Origin of the sequence: Xanthomonas sp. LF07-6 (assembly GCF_034105445.1) — a bacterium.
Classification (GTDB): Bacteria; Pseudomonadota; Gammaproteobacteria; order Xanthomonadales; family Xanthomonadaceae; genus Xanthomonas_A; species Xanthomonas_A sontii.
Genome location: NZ_JAXGGI010000002.1, coordinates 590,255 through 612,431 on the forward strand (window position 1 = coordinate 590,255; position 22,177 = coordinate 612,431).

Genomic DNA, 22,177 nt, shown 5'->3' on the forward strand with positions numbered 1-22,177 from the left:
GGCGGTGAATGGCGTGTGCCGCCTCGCTCAGCCGCTCCACCGCGCGGTCAAGGCCTGGGCCAGTTGCGCCGGATCACCGCCAGGATGGCCCTGCAGGATCAGGTGAGCGCCGGCGGCGGGGTCGTAGCAGCCGTCGCCGGATTGCCCGGCCACCCAGGCGCCCTGCGCGGCCAGCGCCAGCACGGCCTCCACCTGTTGCGGGTCGCTGCCGCTGAGCAGCAGCACCGCGCTGTGCGCGGCCGGCAGGCCGGCGACCACGGAGGCCCCGGCGTCCTGGGCGACGAAGCGCAGGCCGGCCGTGCCGTGCACGCCGACGTCGTCGGGCAGGATGTAGACGTTGCCGGGAACGACCGGCTCGCCGGCCTCGGCCAGCAGCACCGGCAGCGCGGACACGCGGGCGATCTGCTTGACCAGGTTGCCGTAGCGGCCGCCGTCCAGGCGCAACTGCACCAGCAGCGGCAGCGGGAAGTTCTCCGGCAGTGCGGCGAGCAGGCGGCGGATCGCGTCGGGGCCGCCGATGCCGGCCATCACCAGCACCGCACCGCGCGCGGCGGCGCCTGCACCGGCGCCGCTCGTGGCCGCGGGTTCTTCGGACTCCAGCGCGACCAGCGACAGACCTTCGGTGGCGAACTGCGGGATGGGTTGCGACGCGCGCGGCGCAGCGGCAAGCAGGGGCGCATCGTCGTCGACCAGCGACCAGGCACTGGCCGGCAGCGCCGCGGGTGCGGTTGTGGGCGCAGCCGGTGTGGCCTCGGCCTGCGGTGCAGCCGGCGCGGCAGACGCTTCGCTGGCAGCGGCCTCGGCGCGCGCGAACTGCAGCTCCTCGAAACCGGGCGCGACGTCCGCCGGCGGCTGCCAGGCATACATGCCGTCTTCCGGCGCGGCCTCAGCAAAGCCGGCAGCTTCGTCGACATGCAGGCCGATCGGCGCGTCTTCGTGCAGCTGCGCCGGCGTCGCCGGCAGGCCCGGCTCCGGCTGCAGGCCGGTCTCGGTCTCGCGGCCGGGCGGCAGCACGTCCTGATGGCCTTGCAGCTTGGCCGCCAGATGCCGCGCCCAGCGCTGCGCTTCCCAACCCTCGCGGCGCGCGGCCAGCTCGGCCTCGTCGAAGATCACGGTGACGCCGGGCAGCGCCAGCGCCGCATCCAGCCGCTCCAGCGCGTCCTCGATCGCCGGTTCCAGCGCGATCAGCACCGCGCTGGGGGCGGCATCGGCCAGGGTCTGCGCGTCGATCGCGCCCGGGTCGTCCTCCAGCACGATCGCCGCGCCGACGAGGTGCAGCGCTTCGCGCAGGCGCTCGCGCGCCTTGCCGGGACGGGCCAGCAATGCGATCGGCGTGGAGGTGGCGTCGCCGTCATTCGCGAACACGGGCGATCCCCAGCAGGTCGTAGACGTTGCGCATCAGATCCAACTCTTGGTAAGGCTTGCCGAGATAGCGCTGCACGCCCAGTTCGAAGGCGCGCTGGCGGTGCTTCTCGCCGCTGCGCGAGGTGATCATCACGATCGGCACGGCGGCGTAACGCGGATCGGCACGCATCGCCGTCGCCAGTTCGTAGCCGTCCATGCGCGGCATCTCGATGTCCAGCAGCATCAGGTCGGGCACGCGCTCTTCCAGGCGCTCCAGCGCCTCGACGCCGTCGCGCGCGGACACCACGTCGAAGTTGTGCCGCTCCAGCACGCGGCCGGTGACCTTGCGCATGGTCAGCGAGTCGTCGACCACCATCACCAGCGGCACGCGGCGCTGTTCGGTCGGCGCGGCCTCCACCACCGGTCGCAACGGCTGCGCCAGGAAGCGGCGCACCAACGGGGCGATGTCGAGGATCACCACCACGCGGCCGTCGCCGGTGATGGTGGCGCCGTAGATGCCGGGCACCGAGGCGATCTGCAGGCCGACCGGCTTGACCACGATTTCGCGGTTGCCGAGCACCTGGTCGATCGCCACCGCCGCACGTAGGTCGCCCGCGCGCACCAGCAGCAACGGCACCTGCGCCTGGCCTTCGGCGCGTGCCGGTGCCTGCCCGACCAGTGAGCCGAGGTCGTGCAGCGCATATTCCTCGCCGCTGTAGCGGTAGCCGCCGGTGCCGGCCTCGAAGCGCTCGCGGCCGATGCGGCCGATGCCGCTGACCGACGCCACCGGCACCGCGAAGGTGGTCTCGCCGATCTGCACGAACACCGCCTGGGTGACCGCCAGGGTCTGCGGCAGGCGCAGGGTGAAGGTGACGCCCTGGCCGCGCACCGAGTGGATGTCCACCGAGCCGCCGAGCTGGCGCACTTCGTTGCGCACCACGTCCATGCCCACGCCGCGGCCGGCCAGCTGGCTGACCTGGTCGTAGGTGCTGAACCCGGACGCGAAGATCAGCGCATCCAGTTCGTCGTCGGACAGCACCGCGTCGGCGGCGATCAGCCCGCGCTGCTCGGCGCGGCGGCGGATCGCCTCGCGGTCGAGTCCGGCGCCGTCGTCGGCCACTTCCAGCACGATTTCCGATCCCTCGCGGCGCAAGCGGATGGCGATGTTGCCCTCCTCCGCCTTGCCCGCGGCACGCCGTTGCTCCGGCGCCTCCAGGCCGTGCGCGACCGAGTTGCGCAGCATGTGTTCCAGCGGCGCGACCATGCGGTCGAGCACGTTGCGGTCGAGTTCGCCGTGGGTGCCTTCCAGGCTCAGGTGCACCTGCTTGCCGGTCTCGCTGGCGGCCTGGCGCACCACGCGCCGCAGTCGCGGCACCAGGCCGTCGAACGGCACCATGCGCGCACGCATAAGCCCGTCCTGCAATTCCGAACTGACGCGCGACTGCTGCTGCAGCAGACCGTCGTACTGCCGCGCCAGGTCGTCGAGCACACCCTGCAGGCCGCCCAGGTCGGCCGCGGACTCGTTGAGCGCGCGGCTGAGCTGTTGCAGCGTGGAGAAGCGGTCCAGTTCCAGCGGATCGAAGCTCTGCTCGGTCTGGTCCTGTTCGCGCTGGTAGCGGGCGACGATCTGCGCCTCGGTTTCCAGATCCAAGCGCCGCAGCTGATCGCGCAGACGCGCGTTGGTGCGGTCCAGTTCGGCCATCGCGCCGCGGAACGCGCCCAACTGCTGCTCCAGACGCGAGCGGTAGATCGCCACTTCGCCAGCGTGGTTGACCAGGCGATCGAGCAGGTCGGCACGCACGCGTACCTGTTCCTGCATGGGCCGCGCGATCGTCGCCTCTTCGTCGGGCGTGCCCTCCACCGGCAGCGGTGCCGACAACGGCGCCGCCACGGCGGCCAGTGCCGCGGCAGCCAGCGCGCCGTCGGCCGCCGCAAGCGGCGCCGCGACGGTAGTCTCGGCATCGCTGGCGGCGGCGAGCCGTTGCCCGTGCGTGCGCGCGTCGAACGCGCCGATCAGGTCCTGCGGCATCGCCACCGCGCGGTGGTTGCCGGTCAGGGTCAACAACTGGTGCAGGCGATCGAAGCCGCGCTCCAGCAACTGCACGTCCTGGCGGTCGAGCTCGGTGCGATGGGCGGCGACCGCCTCCAGCAAGGACTCGATGCCATGGCCGAGGTCGCCGATGGCGTTGATGCCGGCCATGCGCGCGCCGCCCTTCAGCGTATGCAGGTCGCGCTGCAGGCCGCCGAGCACGTCGCGGTCCTGCGGCGCGGCACGCAGCTCGGCGATCAGGCGATCGCAGTGGTCGAGCAGGTCCTTGCCTTCGTCGACGAAGATATCGACCAGCTCGCGATCGAGGTCGGCGAAGTCCAGCGGCCCCAGATCGACGGCCGACAGATCGGTCCGCGCGGCATCGGCGGCGGCCTGCGCGGCGTCGACGTCGGGCTGTGCGGGCACGACTGCCGCCGACGCGTGTTGATCGGTTTCTTCGTGCGCTGCGTCGGCCGATGCCGTCGCGCCAGTCTCGGTCGCCGCGGTCGTGTCGTCGTGAGCGGCGTCGCCTCGCGGCGCGTCGGGCGCTGCGTCGAGCCCCGCATGATGCGCGTCCGTCGTCTCGTCGGCATCGGACGACGACGCGTGCGCGGCATCGTCCGCTTCGGCGGCGACATCCTGCAGCACGCTCTCGCCTGCACCGCTGGTCGGCTCGACGTGTTCTGCGTCGGCGTGCTCGCCGACCGTGTCGGTGGTGGGGGAATTCGCACCGCCCTCGTCCATCCCCGCGCGCGGAGGCGAAGCGTCATCCACGGTCACGTCGCCGTGCTCGGCGGCGGCCTCGGTATCGTCGTTGGCCGAGGCCACGCCATCGTGGCGCCAGCCGCTCGACGGCGCCAACGGGTGCTGGCGCAGGCCGATCGCAGGGGCGTCCTCGTTGAGCTGCTGCTCGTGCGCTTCAGCGGTGTCGTCAATGGGCGCATCGGCGTCGACGTGCGTCGCATCGTGCTCCGATGCCTGCGCATCCTGTCCGTGTGCGGACGCGTCCTGGCTGTCGCTCGCCTGCGCGTCGGTCGCATGGTCTTCGACAGCGTGGTCCGCTGCCGAATGATCCGTTGCCTGCGCTTCGGTCGCGTCGGCGTCGGCGTCGCGGTCGGCCGCCGAATGATCCGACACCTGCGACTCCGGCGCATGCACGGACGCATCCCGGGCTTCCCCGTCCTGCGCTTCGATTGCGTGAGCCTCGGAGCCCTGCGCCTCGCCAGCATGCTCCGGCGCCTGCAGTTCCTGCGCTTCCATCGGGGTATCGGTCGCAGCATCGGCGATGACCGCATCGACCGTCGCGTCCTGCGCCGCCGGATCCAACGCTTCTGGAACCGGGTCCGACACCTGCTCGGCGCTCAGCGGCGCCTCGACCGTCAACTCGTCGAGCTGGCCGTCCTGCGCAAGGGCCGCCTGTTCGTCGGCATCGCGTTCGTCATGCGGTGCGGCCGCCTCGTCGCCCGCCGCTGCGTCATGGGACTGCGCATGGTCCTGTGCGGCCGCCGGCTCAACAGCAAGCGGCTCGTCCTCGCTCGCCGACGCCAGCGTGCCCACATCCGTGTCGGTGGTGGCGTCGCTGTCTGCCGGCGTGGACGCCGCCGCCCCGTCCGAGGACGGCGCGGACGCGGCGTCCGCGTGAACATCGATGCGATGCTGGTCGGCGTCGACCGCGTCGGACTGCCCGGCAACGTCATCCACCGGCAGCGCTTCGTGCAGATGCGCGGCATCGCCGAGGAACGCCGACAGATCGTCGGCCGCGGTGAGTTCCACCGCCTGCACGGCCTGCTCATCCAGGCCGGCCTCGGCCGGTGCCGACGCGGACAGGTCTTCGTCGTCCTCGTCGTGCGCGATCGGCGGCCACTGCACTTCCGGCAGGGTCTCCACCAGCGCGCGCAGGCGCTGCGACAGCTCGGTGAACGGCGGAATCACCGGCGACGGCGCCTGCAGTTCCGCGATGGTGTCGGCAACGGCACGCGCCGACTCCTCGAGCGCGCGCACGCCTTCGGCGCTCGGAACGCTGCCGGACGCCAAGGCGCGCTTGACGTAGCTCTCGGCCGGGCCGGTGACCGCAGTGATCTCCGGCACGTCGGTCATCGCGAACGCGCCGCTCATGGTGTGCACCGCGCGCAGCAGCGCTTCGGTCGCCGGCTGCGGTGCGTGCTGCAGCCAGGCGTGCACGGTCTCCAGATGGGTGGCGACCTCGGCTTCGAGGATCTCGCGCAGCACGCTGTCCACCGAGGCCGGCGTCCCCGCGCGCGGCGCGACGGCTGCCTGCGGGGTGGCGAAATAGAACGCCTCCTCGCCGGCGGCAATGCGTTCGGCCACCGTCTGGATCGCGTCCAGATCGGCCTGCACCGTGCCGTTGCCGCGCAGCGCGGCATTGAGCTGCGGCAGCACCGCGTAGGCCTGCTCGACCATGGCCACCACCGCCGGACTGGCCGGGCGCGAGCCGTCGAGCACGCGGTTGAGCATGCTCTCGATCTTCCAGCTGAACTCGCCGAGCACGCGCGCGCCGACCAGGCGGCCGCTGCCCTTCAGGGTGTGGAACACGCGGCGGATCGGCCGCAGGCTTTCGGTGTGGGCAGGCGCGGCGCGCCAGGCCGGCAGCAGCGCACCGAGATTGACCAGTTCCTCGTCGAATTCCTCGAGGAACACCGCGCGGATCTCTTCGTCGATCTCGCCATCGCCGTCGATGAAGCCGGTCTCGGCGGCAGGCGGAGCGGCGGCAGGCGCGGCACTCGCCTCCGCGCTGGCGGGTGCTGCGGCCGCAGGCTCGCCGCTGTGGGCGGATGCGGTCACGTCGAACTGCGCGGCAGCAGCTTCCAGGTCGGCCAGGAACGCGGCTTCGGCGTCCGACACCGGTGCAGCGTGTGCCTGTACCGGCTCGGGCGTCGCATGCTCCTCGGATTCCAGCGCGGCATGCTCCGGCGCCGATGGCGCATCGGCCACGGCATCGGTGTGCGCGGCCTCGCCGATGGCGGCAAGGCCGGCATCGGTCTGCGCCGAGTCATCCATGGGCGCGTGCGACTCGGTCTCGCGTGCGGCGTCGGTGGCCTCCGCGGCCTCCGACGGGATCGCGTGGGCGGCGTCTTCGGCGTCGGCACCGGCGTCTGCTGGCTCGGCCTCCGCTGCCGCGTCGAGGCGTTCGCCGTGGGCGATATGGGCGCCAGCGTCGGCCAGCGCGGCTGCATCCGGCGACAGCGCGGACGCGGCCTGCTCGTCCTGCGCGTCCGGGGCGGCGTGCCAGTCGAGCGTGTGCACCTCGTCGGCGGACCCGCCAGGCGCGTCGGCGAACGCCGGCGCGTCTTCCAGTTCGATGACCAGCGGCGGCGTGGAGGCGTCGGCGTCTTCTGCAGCAGTCGGCGTGTCGACGATGATCAGGTTGGGATCATCGTGCTGGCCAAGCTCGGCGAACGCAGCCGGCCCATCGGCCTGCGCCTCGTCGTTGTACTCGGCGGCCACCGGATCGAAACCGGCGACATCGGAGACGGACGGCGCGGAAGCGACTGCCGCGTCGTTTTCCCGCGTGAACGCCGAAGGCGTCTCCGGCCGCAACGCGTCCTGTTCCAGCACCAGGGAATCGAGGCTGATGTGCAGCGGCTCGGCGGTGCCGGTCCAGCTGTCCTGTTCGGCCGCGACCGGATCGAAGCTGAGCGCCTGCGACGTTGCTGTGGGCTCGTGCTCGTCGCGCGCAGCGCCGTCGTCGGCGGGCGCGGAGGCGTGTTCGGCCGCGGTGTCGGCGTCGTCCGTCGCCAGGCTCCACTGCGGCGCCTGCGGTGCGGACGGCGCAGCGTCCTGCGTGCGCGGCGTCGTCTCGAGCGTGTCCTCGGCCGGCGCCAGATCCCAGGCCGGCACGGCCGGCGCGGCGATGGACGGGGGCGCCGACGCGTCGATGCGATCAGCGGCCACCGGCGGCAGCGGCGCAATCGATTCGGCCGCCTCGCTCGCGCTCGGCAACACGCCCGGCGCGGCCGGCGCGGTGTCGGGCAGCGGCCAGTAGCGGAGCGCTTCCAGGCTGCTGCGGGTGATGTCGAGGATCTCCTCGCGCCCGGGGCGGCGCTCGCGCAGCGCTTCCAGGTAGTACTCGAGGCTGGCCATCGCGTCGGCCAGGGTGTCGAGCTGGCGGCCGCTGGGCACGCGGCGCTTGCCGATCAGCTCGGTGCCGACGTAGCGGCGCACGCCTTCCAGGTAATCGGCCGGCTGCGGCAGTTCCAGCATGCGCAGGGCACCGGCGACCTCAGCGAGCAGGCGCGGCACCTCGTCCAGGCGCGCATGGTCCCAGTTGGTCTCGATGAAGGCGACGAAGTGCTCGCGGGCGCTGCCGAAATTGGCGATGGCCTCGTGCGCCAGCACTTCCACCGTGCGCCGCGCCTCGGCGGCGCTGGCGTCGTCGTGCACGTCGCCGCCGGCGCCGAGATAGGCGACCTGGTCGTCGAGCGAGGCGTCCACGTACAACAGCGCACCGGCGATATCCAGCAGCAGGCCTTCGTCGGCCGCGCGGGCGCCATCGACGATGCTGCGCAGCGCGTCGCGCTGCTGCACCACCACGCTGCGCGCCACGCCCAGGCCCATCACGCCCAGGGTATCGGCGACGCTGCCCAGCTCGTCGACCTGGGTCTGCAGCGCGGCGACGTCGCCGCCGGTGCGCAGATGCAGATCCAGCGCGTCCTTGACCCGCAGCAGTTCTTCCTTGATCGCGGTGCCGACGGTGTCGAGCAGTTCGCGGTTGCGCCCGGCGAGGCTGCCGCGCGCATGGTCCAGTTCGGCCTCGGTGGCGGCGGCCGCGTCAGGCGCCAGCGCGAACAGCGCGCCCTCGCTGAGGCCGGCTTCGCCGCGCGCGGCGCGGATCTCGTTGAGCAAGGGCAGCAGCACGATCGGAATGTCGCGATGGCCGTCCTGCAGGCGTTCCAGGTAGTCCGGCAGCAGCACGGTGCCGCGCATCAGCGTGGCGCAGGCCTCGTCGCGGTCGGCCGCCTGGCCGTTCTGCACCGCCGTGGCCAGCAGTTCCAGTTCCTCGGCGACCATCGCCGGCGCGTACAGCTCGACCATGCGCAAGGTGCCCTGCACCTGGTGCAGGTAGCCGGCGCAGAAACGCATGCGGCCGGTGTCGGCCGGTTCCTCGACGAAGGCCTCGATCTCGCCGCGGACCTGGCGCAGGGTCTCGTCCAGTTCCGGCTTGACCCAGCCCAGCGCGGCATGGCTCATCGCATCGCGCAGCGCGCTCATCGCCGCGTCTCCGCGGCCGGGCACGCGCCGTGCCGCGCGAGCGCGGCGACGGGATGCGGGAGTTGTTCACGGTACGTCATGTGCGCTTCCTTCCACCCGGTTCCGGCCCGCTTACGCCGGCAGCTTGAAGTCGGCGACCGAGCGCCGCAGGTCCGCCGCCAGTTGCGCCAGGCGGCCGATCGATTCGGCGGTCTGTCCCGCGCCTTGCGAGGTCTGTCCGGTGATCTGCCGGATCACGTCCATCGTCTGGGTGATGTCGATCGCCGCCGCCGACTGCTGGTGCGCGGCGATGGAGATGTTCTTGATGAGGGTGTTGAGCGCGTTGGACACGCGTTCGATCTCGGTCAGCGCGGTGCCGGCGTCCTCGGCCAGGCGCGCGCCGGACACCACTTCGGAGGTGGTCTGCTCCATCGAGCTGACCGCTTCGTTGGTATCGGCCTGAATGGTCTGCACCAGGCCTTCGATGCGGCGGGTGGCGCCGGAGGTACGTTCGGCCAGGCGCTGCACTTCGTCGGCGACCAGCGCGAAACCGCGGCCGGCCTCGCCGGCCGAGGCGGCCTGCACCGCGGCGTTGAGCGCCAGGATGTTGGTCTGCTCGGAAATGTCGTTGATCAGTTCCACGATCGAGCCGATCTCCTGGGTCGACTCGCCCAGGCGCTTGATGCGCTTGGAGGTCTCCTGGATCTGGTCGCGGATCTGGTCCATGCCCTGGATGGTCTCGCGGACCACGCCGGCGCCTTCGGCCGCGATCACCACCGAGCGCTGCGCCACTTCCGCCGACTCGGTGGAGTTGCGCGAGACCTGCTCGATGCTGGCGGCGATTTCGTTGATGCGCACGGAAGCCGAGCCGATCTGCTCGGCCTGGTGCCCCGCCGCCTCGGCCAGCTGGCGCGCGGTGGCCTGGGTTTCCTCGGTGGACACGGCGACCTTGGCCGAGGTGTCGTTGATGGTGGTCACCAGGTGGCGCAGTTCGTCGACGGCGTAGTTGATCGCGTCGGCGATGGCGCCGGTCATGTCCTCGGTGACCGAGGCCTTGACGGTCAGGTCGCCTTCGCCGAGCGAGCTGATTTCGTCGAGCAGGCGCATGATCGCCTGCTGGTTGCGGCTGTTGTATTCCACCTGCGTCTGCAGGCGGATTTCCTGCTCGCGGCTGCGGCTACGCACCGTGGTCCAGACGAAGCCGACGATCGACAGCAGCGCCAGCAGGCCGGAGATCACGCCCAGCCAGAAGTTCGGGAACAGGCGGGTGTCGCGGGTCGAGCCGAACGCGGAGAACGCGTCGAACAGCTTCTTGCTGTCCTCCAGCATCTTGCCCGAGCCGGCGGTCAGCGCCGCGGCGGCGGACTGCGCGGCGAACAGGCTGCGCGAGCTGGCTTGCAGCGCGTCCAGGTCCTTCTTCATCTCCGCCCACTGCGCCTGCGACTGCTCCAGTGCAGCCAGCGCGGCAGCGTTGCGCACTGGGGCGATGCCCAGTTCCTCGTTGCCGTTGCGCAGGCCCTCGAGCATCTGCCCGAACACCACCGCGTCGCGCGCCAGCGCGTCGCCGGCGCTGGCCGCGCCGCGGCCGCCGGCGCGCATTTCGGTGACGCGGCGGGCCATGGTACCGGCCACCACCACCTGCTGCAGGGTGTTGTAGATCTGCGCGGCGGGCGCGCCGCCGACCGTCATCGCGCGCACCACCTCGTTCAACTGCGCCTGCAGCTGCGGTACGCCGCCGACGAAGCGGTCGGCGTTGCCGGCCAGCGCCAGCACCGCCGGTTCGCTGTCCACCACCTGCTGCGCGTTCTTGGCCAGCGGCGCCCAGGTGCCGTTGAGGGTCTGCAGCGGCGCGGACACGCCGGCTTCGTTGGCGTAGCGTGCGTTGAGTTCGGCGACGGTGCTCTCCACCTTCGCCTTGGTCTGCTTGAACTGCTTGAAGGTCTCGGCGTTGCCGGACACTGCGTCGCGGGCCTGGTTGGCCAGCTGTTGCGACAGCACCTGCAGGTCGGCCGCGCCGGTGCTGGCGCCGGCCAGGCGGTTGCCCTGCCAGGTGGCCACGCCGGTGTTGGCGCCGAACACGACCAGCGACAACGCCAGCAGGCCCAGCCAGAAACTCGTGCCCACGCTGCCGAGCTTGCTGGCCTTGCGGGCGTCCGGAGCAGTACTCATGATGCGACCTCGGTCTTCGATGCGGAGGCAGCGCGCGCGCTCAGGCGGCGGCTTGCCGGAATTCGGGAGTGCGCGACAGCAGCGACAGCGAGAACACGCCCCAGTCCTGGGCGTCGCCGCGGAAGGCGCGGTCGATGAAGTGCGCGTAGCGGCCCTGGGCCAGATCGCCCGGCTCCACCGCCTGCGTCTCGGTGAAACTGCGCTGGCCGAACAGCTCGTCGATGGTCAGGGCCACGTCGCCGCCGCTCTGGCGCATGATCAGCACGCGCTGGCCTTCCTGCAGCGCAGTGCGCTCGCCTTCCAGGAACTGCTTCAGGTCGACCACCGGGAACAGGTTGCCGCGCAGGTTGCCCACGCCCAGCAGCCACGGCTGCGCGCCCGGCACCGGGGTGACCGGCGGCATGCGCACGATCTCCACCACTTCGCGGAAATCCGAGACCAGGTGGCGCTTGCCGACGCGGTAGCCGACCCCGCGCCAGACGTCGTCGTCGAAGGCGCGTTCGGGCATCTGCACGGCGTGCGCCAGGCTGCGCCGCTCGTAGGCCTCGAGGATGTCGAAGGGCGAGCGCATGTCAGCCCACCAGTTGATTGATGCGGGCGATCAGCTCGTCTTCCCGCGGCGGCTTGACGATGTAGTCGGTGGCGCCCTGGCGCATGCCCCAGACCTTGTCGGTCTCCATGCTCTTGGTGCTGATGATCAGCACCGGGATGTGCCGGGTGGCCTCGTCGCGCGACAGCGCGCGGGTGGCCTGGAAGCCGCTCATCCCCGGCAGCACCACGTCCATCAGCACCAGGTTCGGCGCCTGCTCGCGTACCAGCTTGATCCCGTCCTCCGCGTTGTCGGTGGACAGCACCTGGTGCCCGGCTTTTTCCAGCCATTGCGTGAACACCGCCCGGTCGGTCGGTGAGTCCTCGATCAACAAGATACGGGCCATGCTGCCTTTCCCCCTGGTCAGGCGTTGACGTATGTACGGATCGCGCCCAGCAGCTCTTCGCGTGTAAAGGGTTTGGTGAGGTACTGCTCGGACCCGACGATGCGCCCGCGCGCCTTGTCGAACAGGCCGTCCTTGGAGGACAGCATGATCACCGGCGTGGCCTTGAACAGCTGGTTGCCCTTGATCAGCGCGCAGGTCTGATAGCCGTCCAGCCGCGGCATCATGATGTCCACGAAGATGATCTGCGGCTGCTGGTCGGCGATCTTGGCCAGCGCCTCGAAGCCGTCGGTCGCCGTCACCACTTCGCACCCTTCGCGCTTCAGCAACGTTTCGGCAGTACGACGGATCGTTTTCGAATCGTCGATCACCATGACCCGCAAGCCTGCGAGTTCCCCACCCGCAGTCGTGTTTTCACTCATCACTTGCCCCCAAGCGCGCGACGCTTCATCGGATCCGGCTTCGCTGCGAAACGCCATGTATCCCAAGACCCGCTGCGACTGTCAAGGCCGCCGCTGCCGGTCTGCGTTGAACCACGTAACAGCACAAACTATGTCACAGTTTGGCGGATAACGTGCGACACCGCGCAGCCGCGCCCGACCCCCGATGCGCGGCGCCCCCGCCGACCCGCTACCATCTTCTGCTCAGTCTCTCAGGTGCCCCCATGCCGTTCGATGTCATCGTGGTGATGGACCCCATCGCCAGCATCAAGATCGCCAAAGACACGACCTTCGCGATGCTGCTGGAAGCGCAGCGCCGCAGGCACCGGCTGCACTACGTGCGCCCCGGCGGGTTGACCCTGCGCGATGGCTGCGCAACCGCCCAGGCCGCGCCGCTGCGGGTGCGCGACGACAAGGCCGGCTGGTTCGAGCTGGACGCGTTCGCCGAACTGACCTTCGGTCCCGGCCAGGTCGTGCTGATGCGCAAGGATCCGCCGTTCGATGCGGAGTTCCTGTACGACACCCACGTGCTCAGCGTGGCCCAGCGCGCCGGCGCGCAGGTGGTCAACGACCCGCAGGGCCTGCGCGACTTCAACGAGAAGCTGGCCGCCCTGCTGTTCCCGCAGTGCTGTCCGCCGACGCTGGTCAGCCGCGACGCCGCCACGCTCAAGGCCTTCGTGCTGGAGCATGGCCAGGCGGTGCTGAAGCCGCTGGACGGCATGGGCGGGCGGTCGATCTTCCGCAGCGGCACCGGCGACCCCAACCTCAACGTGATCCTGGAGACGCTGACCGACGGCGGCCGCAAGCTGGCTCTGGCGCAGCGCTTCATCCCGGACATCAGCGCCGGCGACAAGCGCATCCTGCTGGTCGACGGCGTGGCGGTGGACTACTGCCTGGCGCGGATTCCGCAGGGCGACGAGTTCCGCGGCAACCTGGCCGCCGGCGGCCGCGGCGAAGGCCGCCCGCTGAGCGAGCGCGACCGCTGGATCGCCGCCCAGGTCGGCCCGGAGATGAAACGGCGCGGCATGCGCTTCGTCGGCCTGGACGTGATCGGCGACTACCTCACCGAGGTCAACGTCACCAGCCCCACCTGCGTGCGCGAGCTGGACGCGCAGTTCGGGCTCAACATCGCCGGGCTGCTGTTCGACGCCATCGAGGCCTATCCGGCGCGATGAGCGCGGCCGCCGCGACGCCCGCGCCGCGCATCGGCGAGCGCGAACGGCTCAGCGCCACCCTGGTGCTGTCGCTGATCGTGCACGGGTTGCTGATCCTGGGCGTGGGCTTCGCGATCGACGACGACGCACCGTTGGTGCCGACGCTGGACGTGATCTTCAGCCAGACCAGCACACCGCTGACACCGAAACAGGCCGACTTCCTGGCCCAGGCCAACCAGCAGGGCGGCGGCGACCACGACACGCCGCAACGTCCGCGCGACAGCCAGCCCGGCGTGGTGCCACAACGCCAGGACGGGTTGGCGCCGCAGGCGTTGCGTGCGCAGACCGCGGCCGCCGCACCGGAACCGACCCCGCGCGTGGTCAGCAGCGCGCGCGGCGAGCAGCCGCTGCCGGTGGCGCAGACCCAGCCGCGCACCGACGACCCGCAGCGGCCGGTGGACGCGCAGCGCGAACAGCGCGATGCCGAGATGGCGCGACTGGCCGCCGAGGTGCACCTGCGCTCGGAGCAGTACGCCAAGCGCCCCAACCGCAAGTTCGTCTCCGCCAGCACCCGCGAATACGCGTACGCCAACTATCTGCGCGCCTGGGTCGACCGCGCCGAGCGCGTCGGCAACCTCAACTATCCCGACGAAGCGCGGCGGCGCCGGCTCGGCGGCCAGGTGGTGATCAGCGTCGGCGTGCGCCGCGACGGCAGCCTGGAGAGCAGCCGCATCCTGCGCTCCAGCGGCGTGCCGATGCTCGACGCCGCCGCACTGCGGATCGTGCAACTCGCGCAGCCGTTCCCGCCGCTGCCGCGCACCGACGACAACGTCGACATCCTGCAGGTGACCCGCACCTGGGTGTTCCTGCCCGGCGGCAGCCTGGTCGACGACCGCTGAGCGGCACGCAGATCGCCCCTCTCCCACCGGGAGAGGGGTTGGGGTGAGGGTCCGGCCGCCCACAACGCCTGCCGGTCGCAACAGTTCGAGACTTCGCCCGTACCCTCATCCGCCCCCTTCGGGGCACCTTCTCCCGATGGGAGAAGGGAGAGCGCTGGCCCCTCTCCCATCGGGAGAGGGGTTGGGGTGAGGGTCCGGTCGCCCACAACGTCCAACGGCCGACATAACCATTGGTGCCGCCGACATAACGACGCGGCATTTCTGTGATGGCGTCCCATTAAGGTTAATGGAGCGGGGGAACGTTACCGCGCATACCGCATCATCCAGGACGGGCGGATTCGAGTCGGCGCGGCGGCCCCCCGCCCCCACCACCCGAGTCGCCTTCCGCATGCACAACCATCGCTCCCTCCGCAGGCCCGCCCTGCTCGCCCTGGCACTGAGTGCCGCCCTCGCCCTCCCGCCGGCCCAGGCCCAGTCCACCACCGGCGCCGTCGCCGGTCAGGCGCCCGCCGATACCCAGCGCATCCTGGTGCGCAGCGACAGCGGCCTCAGCCGCGAGGTCGCCGTGGATGCGCGCGGCCGCTACAGCATCGCCCAGTTGCCGCTGGGCACCTACACCATCATCGCCAAGGGCGCCGACGGCAGCGTGCTGGGCAGCCGCGACGGCATCAGCCTCACCGTCGGTGCCGTCACCGACGTCTCCTTCAGCCCCGTCACCACCAGCCTGGCCGGCGTCCAGGTCAGCGCCGACCGCGCCGCCGCCGCGATCGACGTGAGCAGCGTGGACTCGCGCACCGTGATCAATGCCGAACAGCTGCAGCGCCTGCCCCTGGGCCGCTCGGCCGAGGCCATCGCGCAACTGGCGCCCGGCGTGGCCGGCAACAGCGGCAGCGGTACCTACATCGGCCCGACCGGCGCGCAGCTGCTCAGCTTCGGCGGCTCTTCGGCCGCGGAGAACGCCTATTACATCAATGGCTTCAACACCACCGACCCGCTGCGCGGACTGGGCGGACTGACCCTGCCCTACGGCAGCATCGACCAGTTGGAGGTCTACACCGGCGGCTACAGCGCCAAGTACGGCCGCTCCGACGGCGGCGTGATCAACGCCGTGGGCAAGCGCGGCAGCAACGAATGGCATTTCGGCGGCCAGGCGACCTGGGAACCGGACGGCCTGCGCTCCGCAAAGAAGGACGTGTACGCGCCCGGCAACGGCGCGCTGTACCGCCCGGACAGCAAGAGCGGCTCCACCCTCAGCACCCAGAGCGTCTACGCCGGCGGCCCGCTGATCCAGGACCGGCTGTTCTTCTTCGGCGCCTACGAACTGCAACGCCAGGACGGCGATCGCTTCTACGGCGCACGCGAGACCACCCCGGGGCCGTACTACTACGACTACCAGTACCGCCGACCGAGCTGGTACGCCAAGCTCGACTGGAACATCAGCGACAGCCAGCTGCTGGAAATCACCGGCGCCTCCAGCCGCTATGTCACCCGCGGCAAGTACTACCAGTACAGCGGCCGCGACATCGGCGCCCTGCGCGGCAACGCCGACACCACCAAGACCGGCGGCGACCTGTGGAGCGCCAAGTACACCGGCTACCTCACCGACCGCCTGACCTTCAGCGCCCTCTACGGCCAGCAGCGTACCGACGACTACAGCCGCAACCCCAACTACAACGGCACGCTGACCTATCTCTCCAGCCCCGGCTTCCAGAACCCGGCCTACACCGGCGGCACCCCGATCACCAATGCGCAGACCACCGCGTTGCTGGTCGATCCGGCGCGCGGCAACCGCACCGACAACCTGCGCCTGGACCTGAACTACGCCATCGGCGCGCACAGCATCACCATCGGCATCGACAACCAGAACGCACGCGCGCTCAACCGCGGCTCGGTGGCGTCGGGCGACGGCTACTATTGGATCTACGGCCAGGCCAACCCCAACGTGCCGATCAACACCGGCCTCGGCGTACCCGCCACCGGCGGCTACCCCAACGGCCAGGACGGCTACTACGTGCGCAAGTACATCTACAGCGCGCTGGCCTCGGTGCGCTCGGCGCAGCGCGCGCAGTACGTGGAGGACAACTGGCAGGTCAACGACCGGCTGCTGCTCAACCTCGGCCTGCGCCTGGACCAGTTCACCAACTACAACCGCGACGGCGCGCCGTACATCAAGCAGACCAGCGGGCAATGGGCGCCGCGGCTGGGTTTCAGTTGGGACGTCGACGGCGATGCGCGCTTCAAGGTGTACGGCAACGCCGGCCGCTACTACCTGGCGCTGCCGCTGAACCCGGCGTTCAACGCCGCCGGCGCCACCCTGGCCACTTCGACCTACTACACCTATGGCGGCATCGACGCCAACGGCTACCCGACCGGCCTGACCCAGATCTCCGGTGCGGTCTCGTCCAACAACAACTACGGCATCCTGCCCGACCCCAAGACCGTCGCCACGCAGGGCATCAAGCCCTCGTTCCAGGACGAGTTCATCCTCGGCTTCACCAAGGCCTGGGGCGACAGCTGGGTCTACGGCGCCAAGGGCACCTACCGCGTCCTGCGCAGCGGCGTGGACGACTACTGCGACAGCGATACCGTGTTCGCCGCCGCCGCGGCGCAAGGACACACGGTGACCCTGGCCAGCAATCCGGTCAGCTGCTGGCTGATCAACCCGGGCCGGGCCAACACCTTCACCCTGGTCGACACCTCGGGCAACTACGTCAAGGTGCCGCTGAGCAACGCGCAGTTCGGCTTCCCGGCGTTCAAGCGCAACTACTACGGACTCAACCTGTCGCTGGAGCATCCGTTCGACCAGCGCTGGTACGGCCGCCTCGACTACACCTGGTCGCGCAGCTACGGCACCACCGAGGGCCAGTTGCTGTCGGGCATCGGCCAGACCGCGGTGTCCACCACCCAGGCCTGGGACTTCGCGCAGCTGATGGAGCACACCAACGGCCCGCAGAGCAACGACCACACCCATCAGTTCAAGTTCTACGGCTACTACCAGCTCAACCCCGCATGGCTGGTGTCGGCCAACCTCAAGCTGATCTCCGGTTCGCCGTTCAGTGCGCTGGGCTCCTACGGCCCCGACCACAGCGACCCTTCCGGCTACGGCATCGCCTATCACTACTACCAGGGCCAGCCAGCGCCTCCGGGCAGCCAGGGCCGCCTGCCGTGGCTGCAGCAACTGGATCTCGGCGTGTCGTGGCGGCCGGCCTACGCCGACCGCAAACTGGCCTTCACCCTGGACGTGTTCAACGTCTTCAACGGCCAGGCCACGCTGTGGAAGTATCCGTACTCGGAGTCGGACCCAGGTAAGGCGGACCCGGTGTATGGCGCGGCCCTGCTGCGCCAGGCGCCGCGGTCGCTGCGGTTGAGCGTCAGCTACGACTATTGATCGGCGGCACGGCGACCGGCGCGCGATCAGCGCGCTGGCCGTCGCCGCGCACGTGCAGGCGCCGCACCGGCAACGGCCGCCGTGCCGCCCTCCGCCTCGGTGCGCATCGATGCGATCCGCGCCTTCATCGCATCGATGAAGGCGCGCACCTTCGGCGATGGCAGCCGCGTCGGCGGGTATACCGCATGGATGCCGAACGATGCCGAACGCCACGCCGGCAACAGACGCACCAGCCGGCCGGCGGCGACGTCGGCGGCGGTGGAGAAATCCGTCAGCAGGCCGAACGCGCCACCGGCCAGCACGATCGCGCGGCAGCCGGTCGCGGTATTGGCGACGAAGTGCGGCACGCAGCGCACCGCGACGCTGTCGCCGCGCGCATTGACCAGCTCCAGGGTGCGCGGACGGGCAATGCTGGACAGCAGCACGAAGGGGAGCGCAGCCAGCGCCGCCGGGTCGCGCGGCAGCCCGTGGCGCGCGACGAACTGCGGGCTGGCGACCGGCCACACCGCATAGCTGCCGAGCCGTACCGCGCGGTAGGTCGAATCGGCGAGACGGCCGATGCGGATCGCCACATCGAGATTGTCGGCGACCAGATCGACGATGCGATCGTTCGCGACCAGTTCGACATCGAGGCGGGGGTGCCTGTCGCGCAAAGCGACCACCGCCGGGGCCACCACCTGCGCGCCGTAGTCGACCGGCACGCTGACCCGCAGCGCGCCACGCAACGGGCCGGCGTCGGGAGACACCGTCTGCAGCGCATGCTCGGCCGCGCGCACGATGTCGCGGCACGCCTCGTAGAACCCGCGTCCGGCGTCGGTCACGCTCAGCCGTCGCGTCGTGCGCACCAGCAGGTTCGCGCCGACCTCCGATTCCAGGCGCTGCATGTGCGTGCTGACCACCGTCTTGGCCAAGCCGAGCCGCTCGGCCGCGGCAGTCAGCGAGCCGGCCTCGACCACTGCGACGAAGATCGCCAGACGATTCAGGTTGACGTCGCGCAGGTCGGCCATGCCCGATTGTCCTTCCGGAAAGGATAATGTTTCTCGCATTGTCCGTCTTCTTGCCGGCCGCGGCCAGCGCTAGGCTGCAGCCGATCGTCGCCGATCCCCGGCGATGCACGATTGCGGAGCCGTTCCATGTCCACCCTCAGTCCTCGCGGCACCGATCGTCCCGCCGCTCCGATCCGGGTCTATTCCGCGCCCCTGTCCGGACACGCGCACCGGGTGCGCCTGTTCCTGTCGCTGCTCGGACTGCCGTTCGAGACCATCGATGTGGATCTCGCCGCCGGCGCGCAACGGCAACCGGCGTTCCTGGCGCTGAATCCGCTCGGACAGATACCGGTGATCGACGACAGCGGCAGGGTGCTCGCCGATTCCAACGCGATCCTGGTCTATCTGGCCAAACGCTACGGCCATCCGCAATGGCTGCCGGACGAGCCGCTCGGCGCAGCGACCGTGCAGCGCTGGTTGTCGTACGCGGCCGGGCCGATCGCCTACGGGCCCGCCGCGGCGCGGCTGGCGACCGCATTCGGGATGCCGCTCGACCTGGCGGCGGCCAGGCGTACGGCGACCCGGTTGCTCGATGCGATCGACCAGGAATTGGCCGACACGCCGTTCGCCGCCGGCGCGCAACCGACCATCGCCGACATCGCCGGCTACACCTACATCGCGCATGCGCCAGAAGGCGGAATCGCGCTCGAACCTTACCCGCAAGTGCGGGCGTGGCTTGCCCGGATCGAAGCCTTGCCGGGATTCGTCGCCTTGCCGGCGCTGCCGCCCGGCGCGTCGGCCGGCTGAGCGCTGCCGGCCGACGGCACGCAGACCGCAATGAACGCGCCGACCGCTGGCGTCGCCGGCTGGGATCTGGAGACCTCGCCGTTCCACCCCGGCGAACTTGCCGTCCAGCAGCGGGCCGGGGCCAGCGCGGTCGCGGCGGCGGCCGGGCGGCGCAGCATCCGCCGCTGCATGCCCGAACAGCATCGGGACTTCTTCGCGCAACTGCCGCTGTTCGTACTCGCCGGCAGCGACGCGCACGGGCAGCCGTGGGCGACGCTGCGCGTGGGCCAGCCCGGCTTCCTGAGCACACCGGACCCGCGCACGCTGCGCATCGCCGCGCCGCCCCTGCCCGGCGACCCGCTGGCCGGCACCTGGCGGCCGGGCGCGCCGTTCGGCGGCCTGGGCATCGCGCTCGAAACGCGACGACGCAATCGCGTCAACGGCAGCGTCAGCGCAGTCGATGGCGACACGCTGACGGTCGCGGTGGAGCAGAGCTTCGGTAACTGCCCGCAGTACATCAACAGCCGCAGCCCGACGTTCGCCGCAGGCGAGGTCCACGCGCATACCGCGACTGCCGTGTCGGCGCGTCTGAGCGATACGCAATGCGCGCTGCTCGCGCGCTGCGATACCTTCTTCATCGCCAGCGCGAACACCTCGGAGGATGCCGGCGCCGCGCGCGGCGCGGACGTGTCGCACCGCGGCGGCCTGCCCGGCTTCGTGCGCGTCGACGATGCGCGCACCCTGACCACGCCGGATTTCAGCGGCAACCGCTACTTCAATACGCTCGGCAACCTGTTGCACGATCCGCGCGCGGGGCTGCTGTTCATCGACTTCGAACGCGGCGACCTGCTGTACCTGGCCGCCCGCGCGGAGATCGTCTGGGACGGGCCGCTACTGGCGACGTTCGCGGGCGCGCAGCGCGTGGTGCGCTTCCATCTCCGCGAAGTGCGCCACACGCGCGCCGTGTTGCCGTGGCGCTGGTCGGCGGTGCAGCGCCCAGCGCAGTTCGCCGCGGCGTCGACGCCTGCCGCCGAACGCGCCTGGCGGCCGCTGCGGATCGTGCGGATCGTCGACGAAGCGCGTGCCATCCGCTCGTTCCATTTCGCCGCCGAGGACGGCGGCGCGCTGCCGTCGTACGCAGCCGGCCAACACCTTACGCTGCGTTTCCCGATCTGCGGCAATGCCGCGCCGACGGTGCGCAACTACACGCTGTCCGACGCGCCGGGTGGCGCGCTCTACCGGATCACCGTGAAACGGCAGGGCCGGGCATCGGCCTGGCTGCACGACCATGCGCAGGTCGGCACGACGCTGGACGCGCAGATGCCGCGCGGCGATTTCGTCTTCGATGCCGCCAGCCCGCGGCCGGTGGTGTTCGTCTCGGCCGGGATCGGCATCGCGCCGATGCTGGCGATGCTGCGCCAGGCGCTGGCCGACACCGCCTCGCGGCGGCGGTTGATCTTCGTGCACGGCGCCCGCGAGGCCGCCGATCGTCCGTTCGCCGCCACACTGGCACGGCTCGCCACGGCCGACGCGCGGCTGTCGCTGCATTGCCTGGACAGCCGAGCGGCCGGCCACGGCGCCGGCCGCATCGGCATCGCGCGGTTGCAGCGGATCCTGGCATTCGACGATTACGACTTCTACCTGTGCGGACCGCCAGACTTCATGCGCGATATGTACCGTGGATTGCGCGCGCTGAACGTGGCGGACGCGCGCATCCGCTTCGAGGCATTCGGCCCATCGAGCCTCGTCCGCGATACGAACCCGGCAGCGCCCGCAGATGCGCCACGGGTGCGCGTGCGGTTCCAGCGCTCGGGACGCGAGGCGGTCTGGACCCCGGACGCCGGCACGTTACTGGAGCTGGCAGAAGCGCAGCGGATCGCTGCGCCCTCCGATTGCCGCTACGGTTCCTGCGGCACCTGCGCGACGCGCGTGCTGTCCGGCGCAGTGCATTACCTGCGTCCGCCCGACACCCAGATCGAACCAGGCTGTGCGCTGCTGTGCGTCGCCAGGCCTGCGCACGAAAGCGCCACGCCGCTGGTACTCGACCGCTGACGCGCCGACGGCACGCCGCACGCACTCACCGTGCGGCCCGCTGCGCCTGCTGCTCGGCCAGGGTCAGGGCGACGTTGTCGCGCAGGTAGGCCGGTTCGGCGCGTTCCGGCGCGATCCCTTCGCCGCGCGCGTACGCAGCCGCGGCCAGGGTCAGCACGTCGGCGGCATGCGGCAGCGCCTGCGCATCGGCGCTGCGCCAGTGCGCGCCGAAGCGGCGCTGCAAGGTGCCATCGACCGCCGCCAGCCCGGTGCCGACCGCAGCCCAGGCCGCATCCGGCTCCGGCAACACGAAGGCTTCCGGACTCAGCACCTGCTCCGGGGTCAGCGCCTGCAGGCCGCCGTCGGCCTGCCGCGCGTACGCCGCGGTGTAGACCTCGCCCATGCGCGCATCGATCGCCGCCAGCACCCGCGGCGCGTCGGCCGGCGCGCGCAGCGCCAGCACCTGCAGCGTGGACACCGGCAGCACCGGCAGGTCCAGGGCCAGGGCGATGCCCTGCGCGACCGCGATCGCCAGGCGCACGCCGGTGAACGCGCCGGGGCCACGGCCGAAGGCCACCGCATCGAGCTGGCGGCGGCCGATGCCGACCTCGGCGAGCAATTGCTCGGCCCAGGGCAGCGCCAGTTCGGCGTGCCGCCGCGGCGCCAGGTCGAAGCGCTCCAGCACGCGGTCGCCGACCAGCACGGCGACGGAGCAGGCTTCGGTGGAGGTTTCGAAGGCGAGCAGATTCATTGGAGGCTGGGAATCGGGAATGGGGATTGGGGAATCGGAAAAGCAAAGGCGGCGCGTCGG

General features: G+C 70.9%; 13 protein-coding genes. 5 read left to right on the plus strand and 8 right to left on the minus strand.

Annotation, left to right across the window (positions count from 1 at the left end; all coding sequences use genetic code 11):
- Positions 1-27: 27 nt before the first annotated feature.
- From SLW56_RS07100 to pilG, 6 genes are all read right to left on the minus strand, one after another.
- Positions 28-1,365, minus strand: coding sequence for a chemotaxis protein CheB (locus tag SLW56_RS07100; protein ID WP_152237177.1), 1,338 nt, complete (start codon positions 1,363-1,365; stop codon positions 28-30).
- Positions 1,352-8,602: an Hpt domain-containing protein gene (locus tag SLW56_RS07105; protein WP_320694558.1), complete on the minus strand. Its 7,251-nt coding sequence runs from the start codon at positions 8,600-8,602 to the stop codon at positions 1,352-1,354. The genes SLW56_RS07100 and SLW56_RS07105 overlap by 14 nt, the downstream gene beginning before the upstream one ends.
- 111 nt (positions 8,603-8,713) lie before the next feature.
- Positions 8,714-10,750, minus strand: coding sequence for a methyl-accepting chemotaxis protein (locus SLW56_RS07110; RefSeq protein WP_017910265.1), 2,037 nt, complete (start codon positions 10,748-10,750; stop codon positions 8,714-8,716).
- A 40-nt stretch (positions 10,751-10,790) separates the two neighbouring features.
- On the minus strand, positions 10,791-11,321 hold the full coding sequence (locus tag SLW56_RS07115) for a chemotaxis protein CheW (protein WP_017914762.1): 531 nt from the start codon (positions 11,319-11,321) through the stop codon (positions 10,791-10,793).
- A gap of 1 nt (position 11,322) precedes the next feature.
- Positions 11,323-11,685 (minus strand): response regulator, encoded by a 363-nt coding sequence (locus tag SLW56_RS07120; protein ID WP_026143267.1) that lies wholly within the window; start codon positions 11,683-11,685, stop codon positions 11,323-11,325.
- A 17-nt stretch (positions 11,686-11,702) separates the two neighbouring features.
- Positions 11,703-12,104: a twitching motility response regulator PilG gene (gene pilG, locus SLW56_RS07125; protein WP_003472648.1), complete on the minus strand. Its 402-nt coding sequence runs from the start codon at positions 12,102-12,104 to the stop codon at positions 11,703-11,705.
- 242 nt (positions 12,105-12,346) lie between these two features.
- Here pilG and gshB point away from each other — a divergent pair, with 242 nt between their 5' ends.
- From gshB to SLW56_RS07140, 3 genes are all read left to right on the plus strand, one after another.
- Positions 12,347-13,297, plus strand: a complete 951-nt coding sequence (gene gshB / locus SLW56_RS07130; RefSeq protein ID WP_320694559.1) for a glutathione synthase — start codon at positions 12,347-12,349, stop codon at positions 13,295-13,297.
- On the plus strand, positions 13,294-14,175 hold the full coding sequence (locus SLW56_RS07135; protein WP_017910261.1) for an energy transducer TonB: 882 nt from the start codon (positions 13,294-13,296) through the stop codon (positions 14,173-14,175). The genes gshB and SLW56_RS07135 overlap by 4 nt, the downstream gene beginning before the upstream one ends.
- A gap of 388 nt (positions 14,176-14,563) precedes the next feature.
- Positions 14,564-17,563 (plus strand): TonB-dependent receptor, encoded by a 3,000-nt coding sequence (locus SLW56_RS07140; protein ID WP_295964584.1) that lies wholly within the window; start codon positions 14,564-14,566, stop codon positions 17,561-17,563.
- 26 nt (positions 17,564-17,589) lie between these two features.
- Here SLW56_RS07140 and SLW56_RS07145 read toward each other — a convergent pair whose 3' ends face one another.
- On the minus strand, positions 17,590-18,570 hold the full coding sequence (locus SLW56_RS07145) for a LysR family transcriptional regulator (RefSeq protein WP_017914511.1): 981 nt from the start codon (positions 18,568-18,570) through the stop codon (positions 17,590-17,592).
- A 126-nt stretch (positions 18,571-18,696) separates the two neighbouring features.
- Here SLW56_RS07145 and SLW56_RS07150 point away from each other — a divergent pair, with 126 nt between their 5' ends.
- Together SLW56_RS07150 and SLW56_RS07155 are read left to right on the plus strand one after the other, a co-directional pair.
- Positions 18,697-19,356, plus strand: coding sequence for a glutathione S-transferase (locus SLW56_RS07150; protein WP_152236005.1), 660 nt, complete (start codon positions 18,697-18,699; stop codon positions 19,354-19,356).
- Between the two features lie 30 nt (positions 19,357-19,386).
- Positions 19,387-21,387 carry a pyridoxamine 5'-phosphate oxidase family protein gene (locus SLW56_RS07155; protein WP_267083674.1) on the plus strand — a complete coding sequence of 667 codons (2,001 nt, stop codon included), beginning with the start codon at positions 19,387-19,389 and terminating at the stop codon, positions 21,385-21,387.
- A 25-nt stretch (positions 21,388-21,412) separates the two neighbouring features.
- Here the strand turns inward: SLW56_RS07155 and tsaB are convergent, their stop codons facing one another.
- The gene (gene tsaB / locus SLW56_RS07160; RefSeq protein WP_320694560.1) at positions 21,413-22,117 is read right to left on the minus strand and encodes a tRNA (adenosine(37)-N6)-threonylcarbamoyltransferase complex dimerization subunit type 1 TsaB; all 705 of its coding nucleotides are present in this window, start codon (positions 22,115-22,117) and stop codon (positions 21,413-21,415) included.
- Positions 22,118-22,177: the final 60 nt, after the last annotated feature.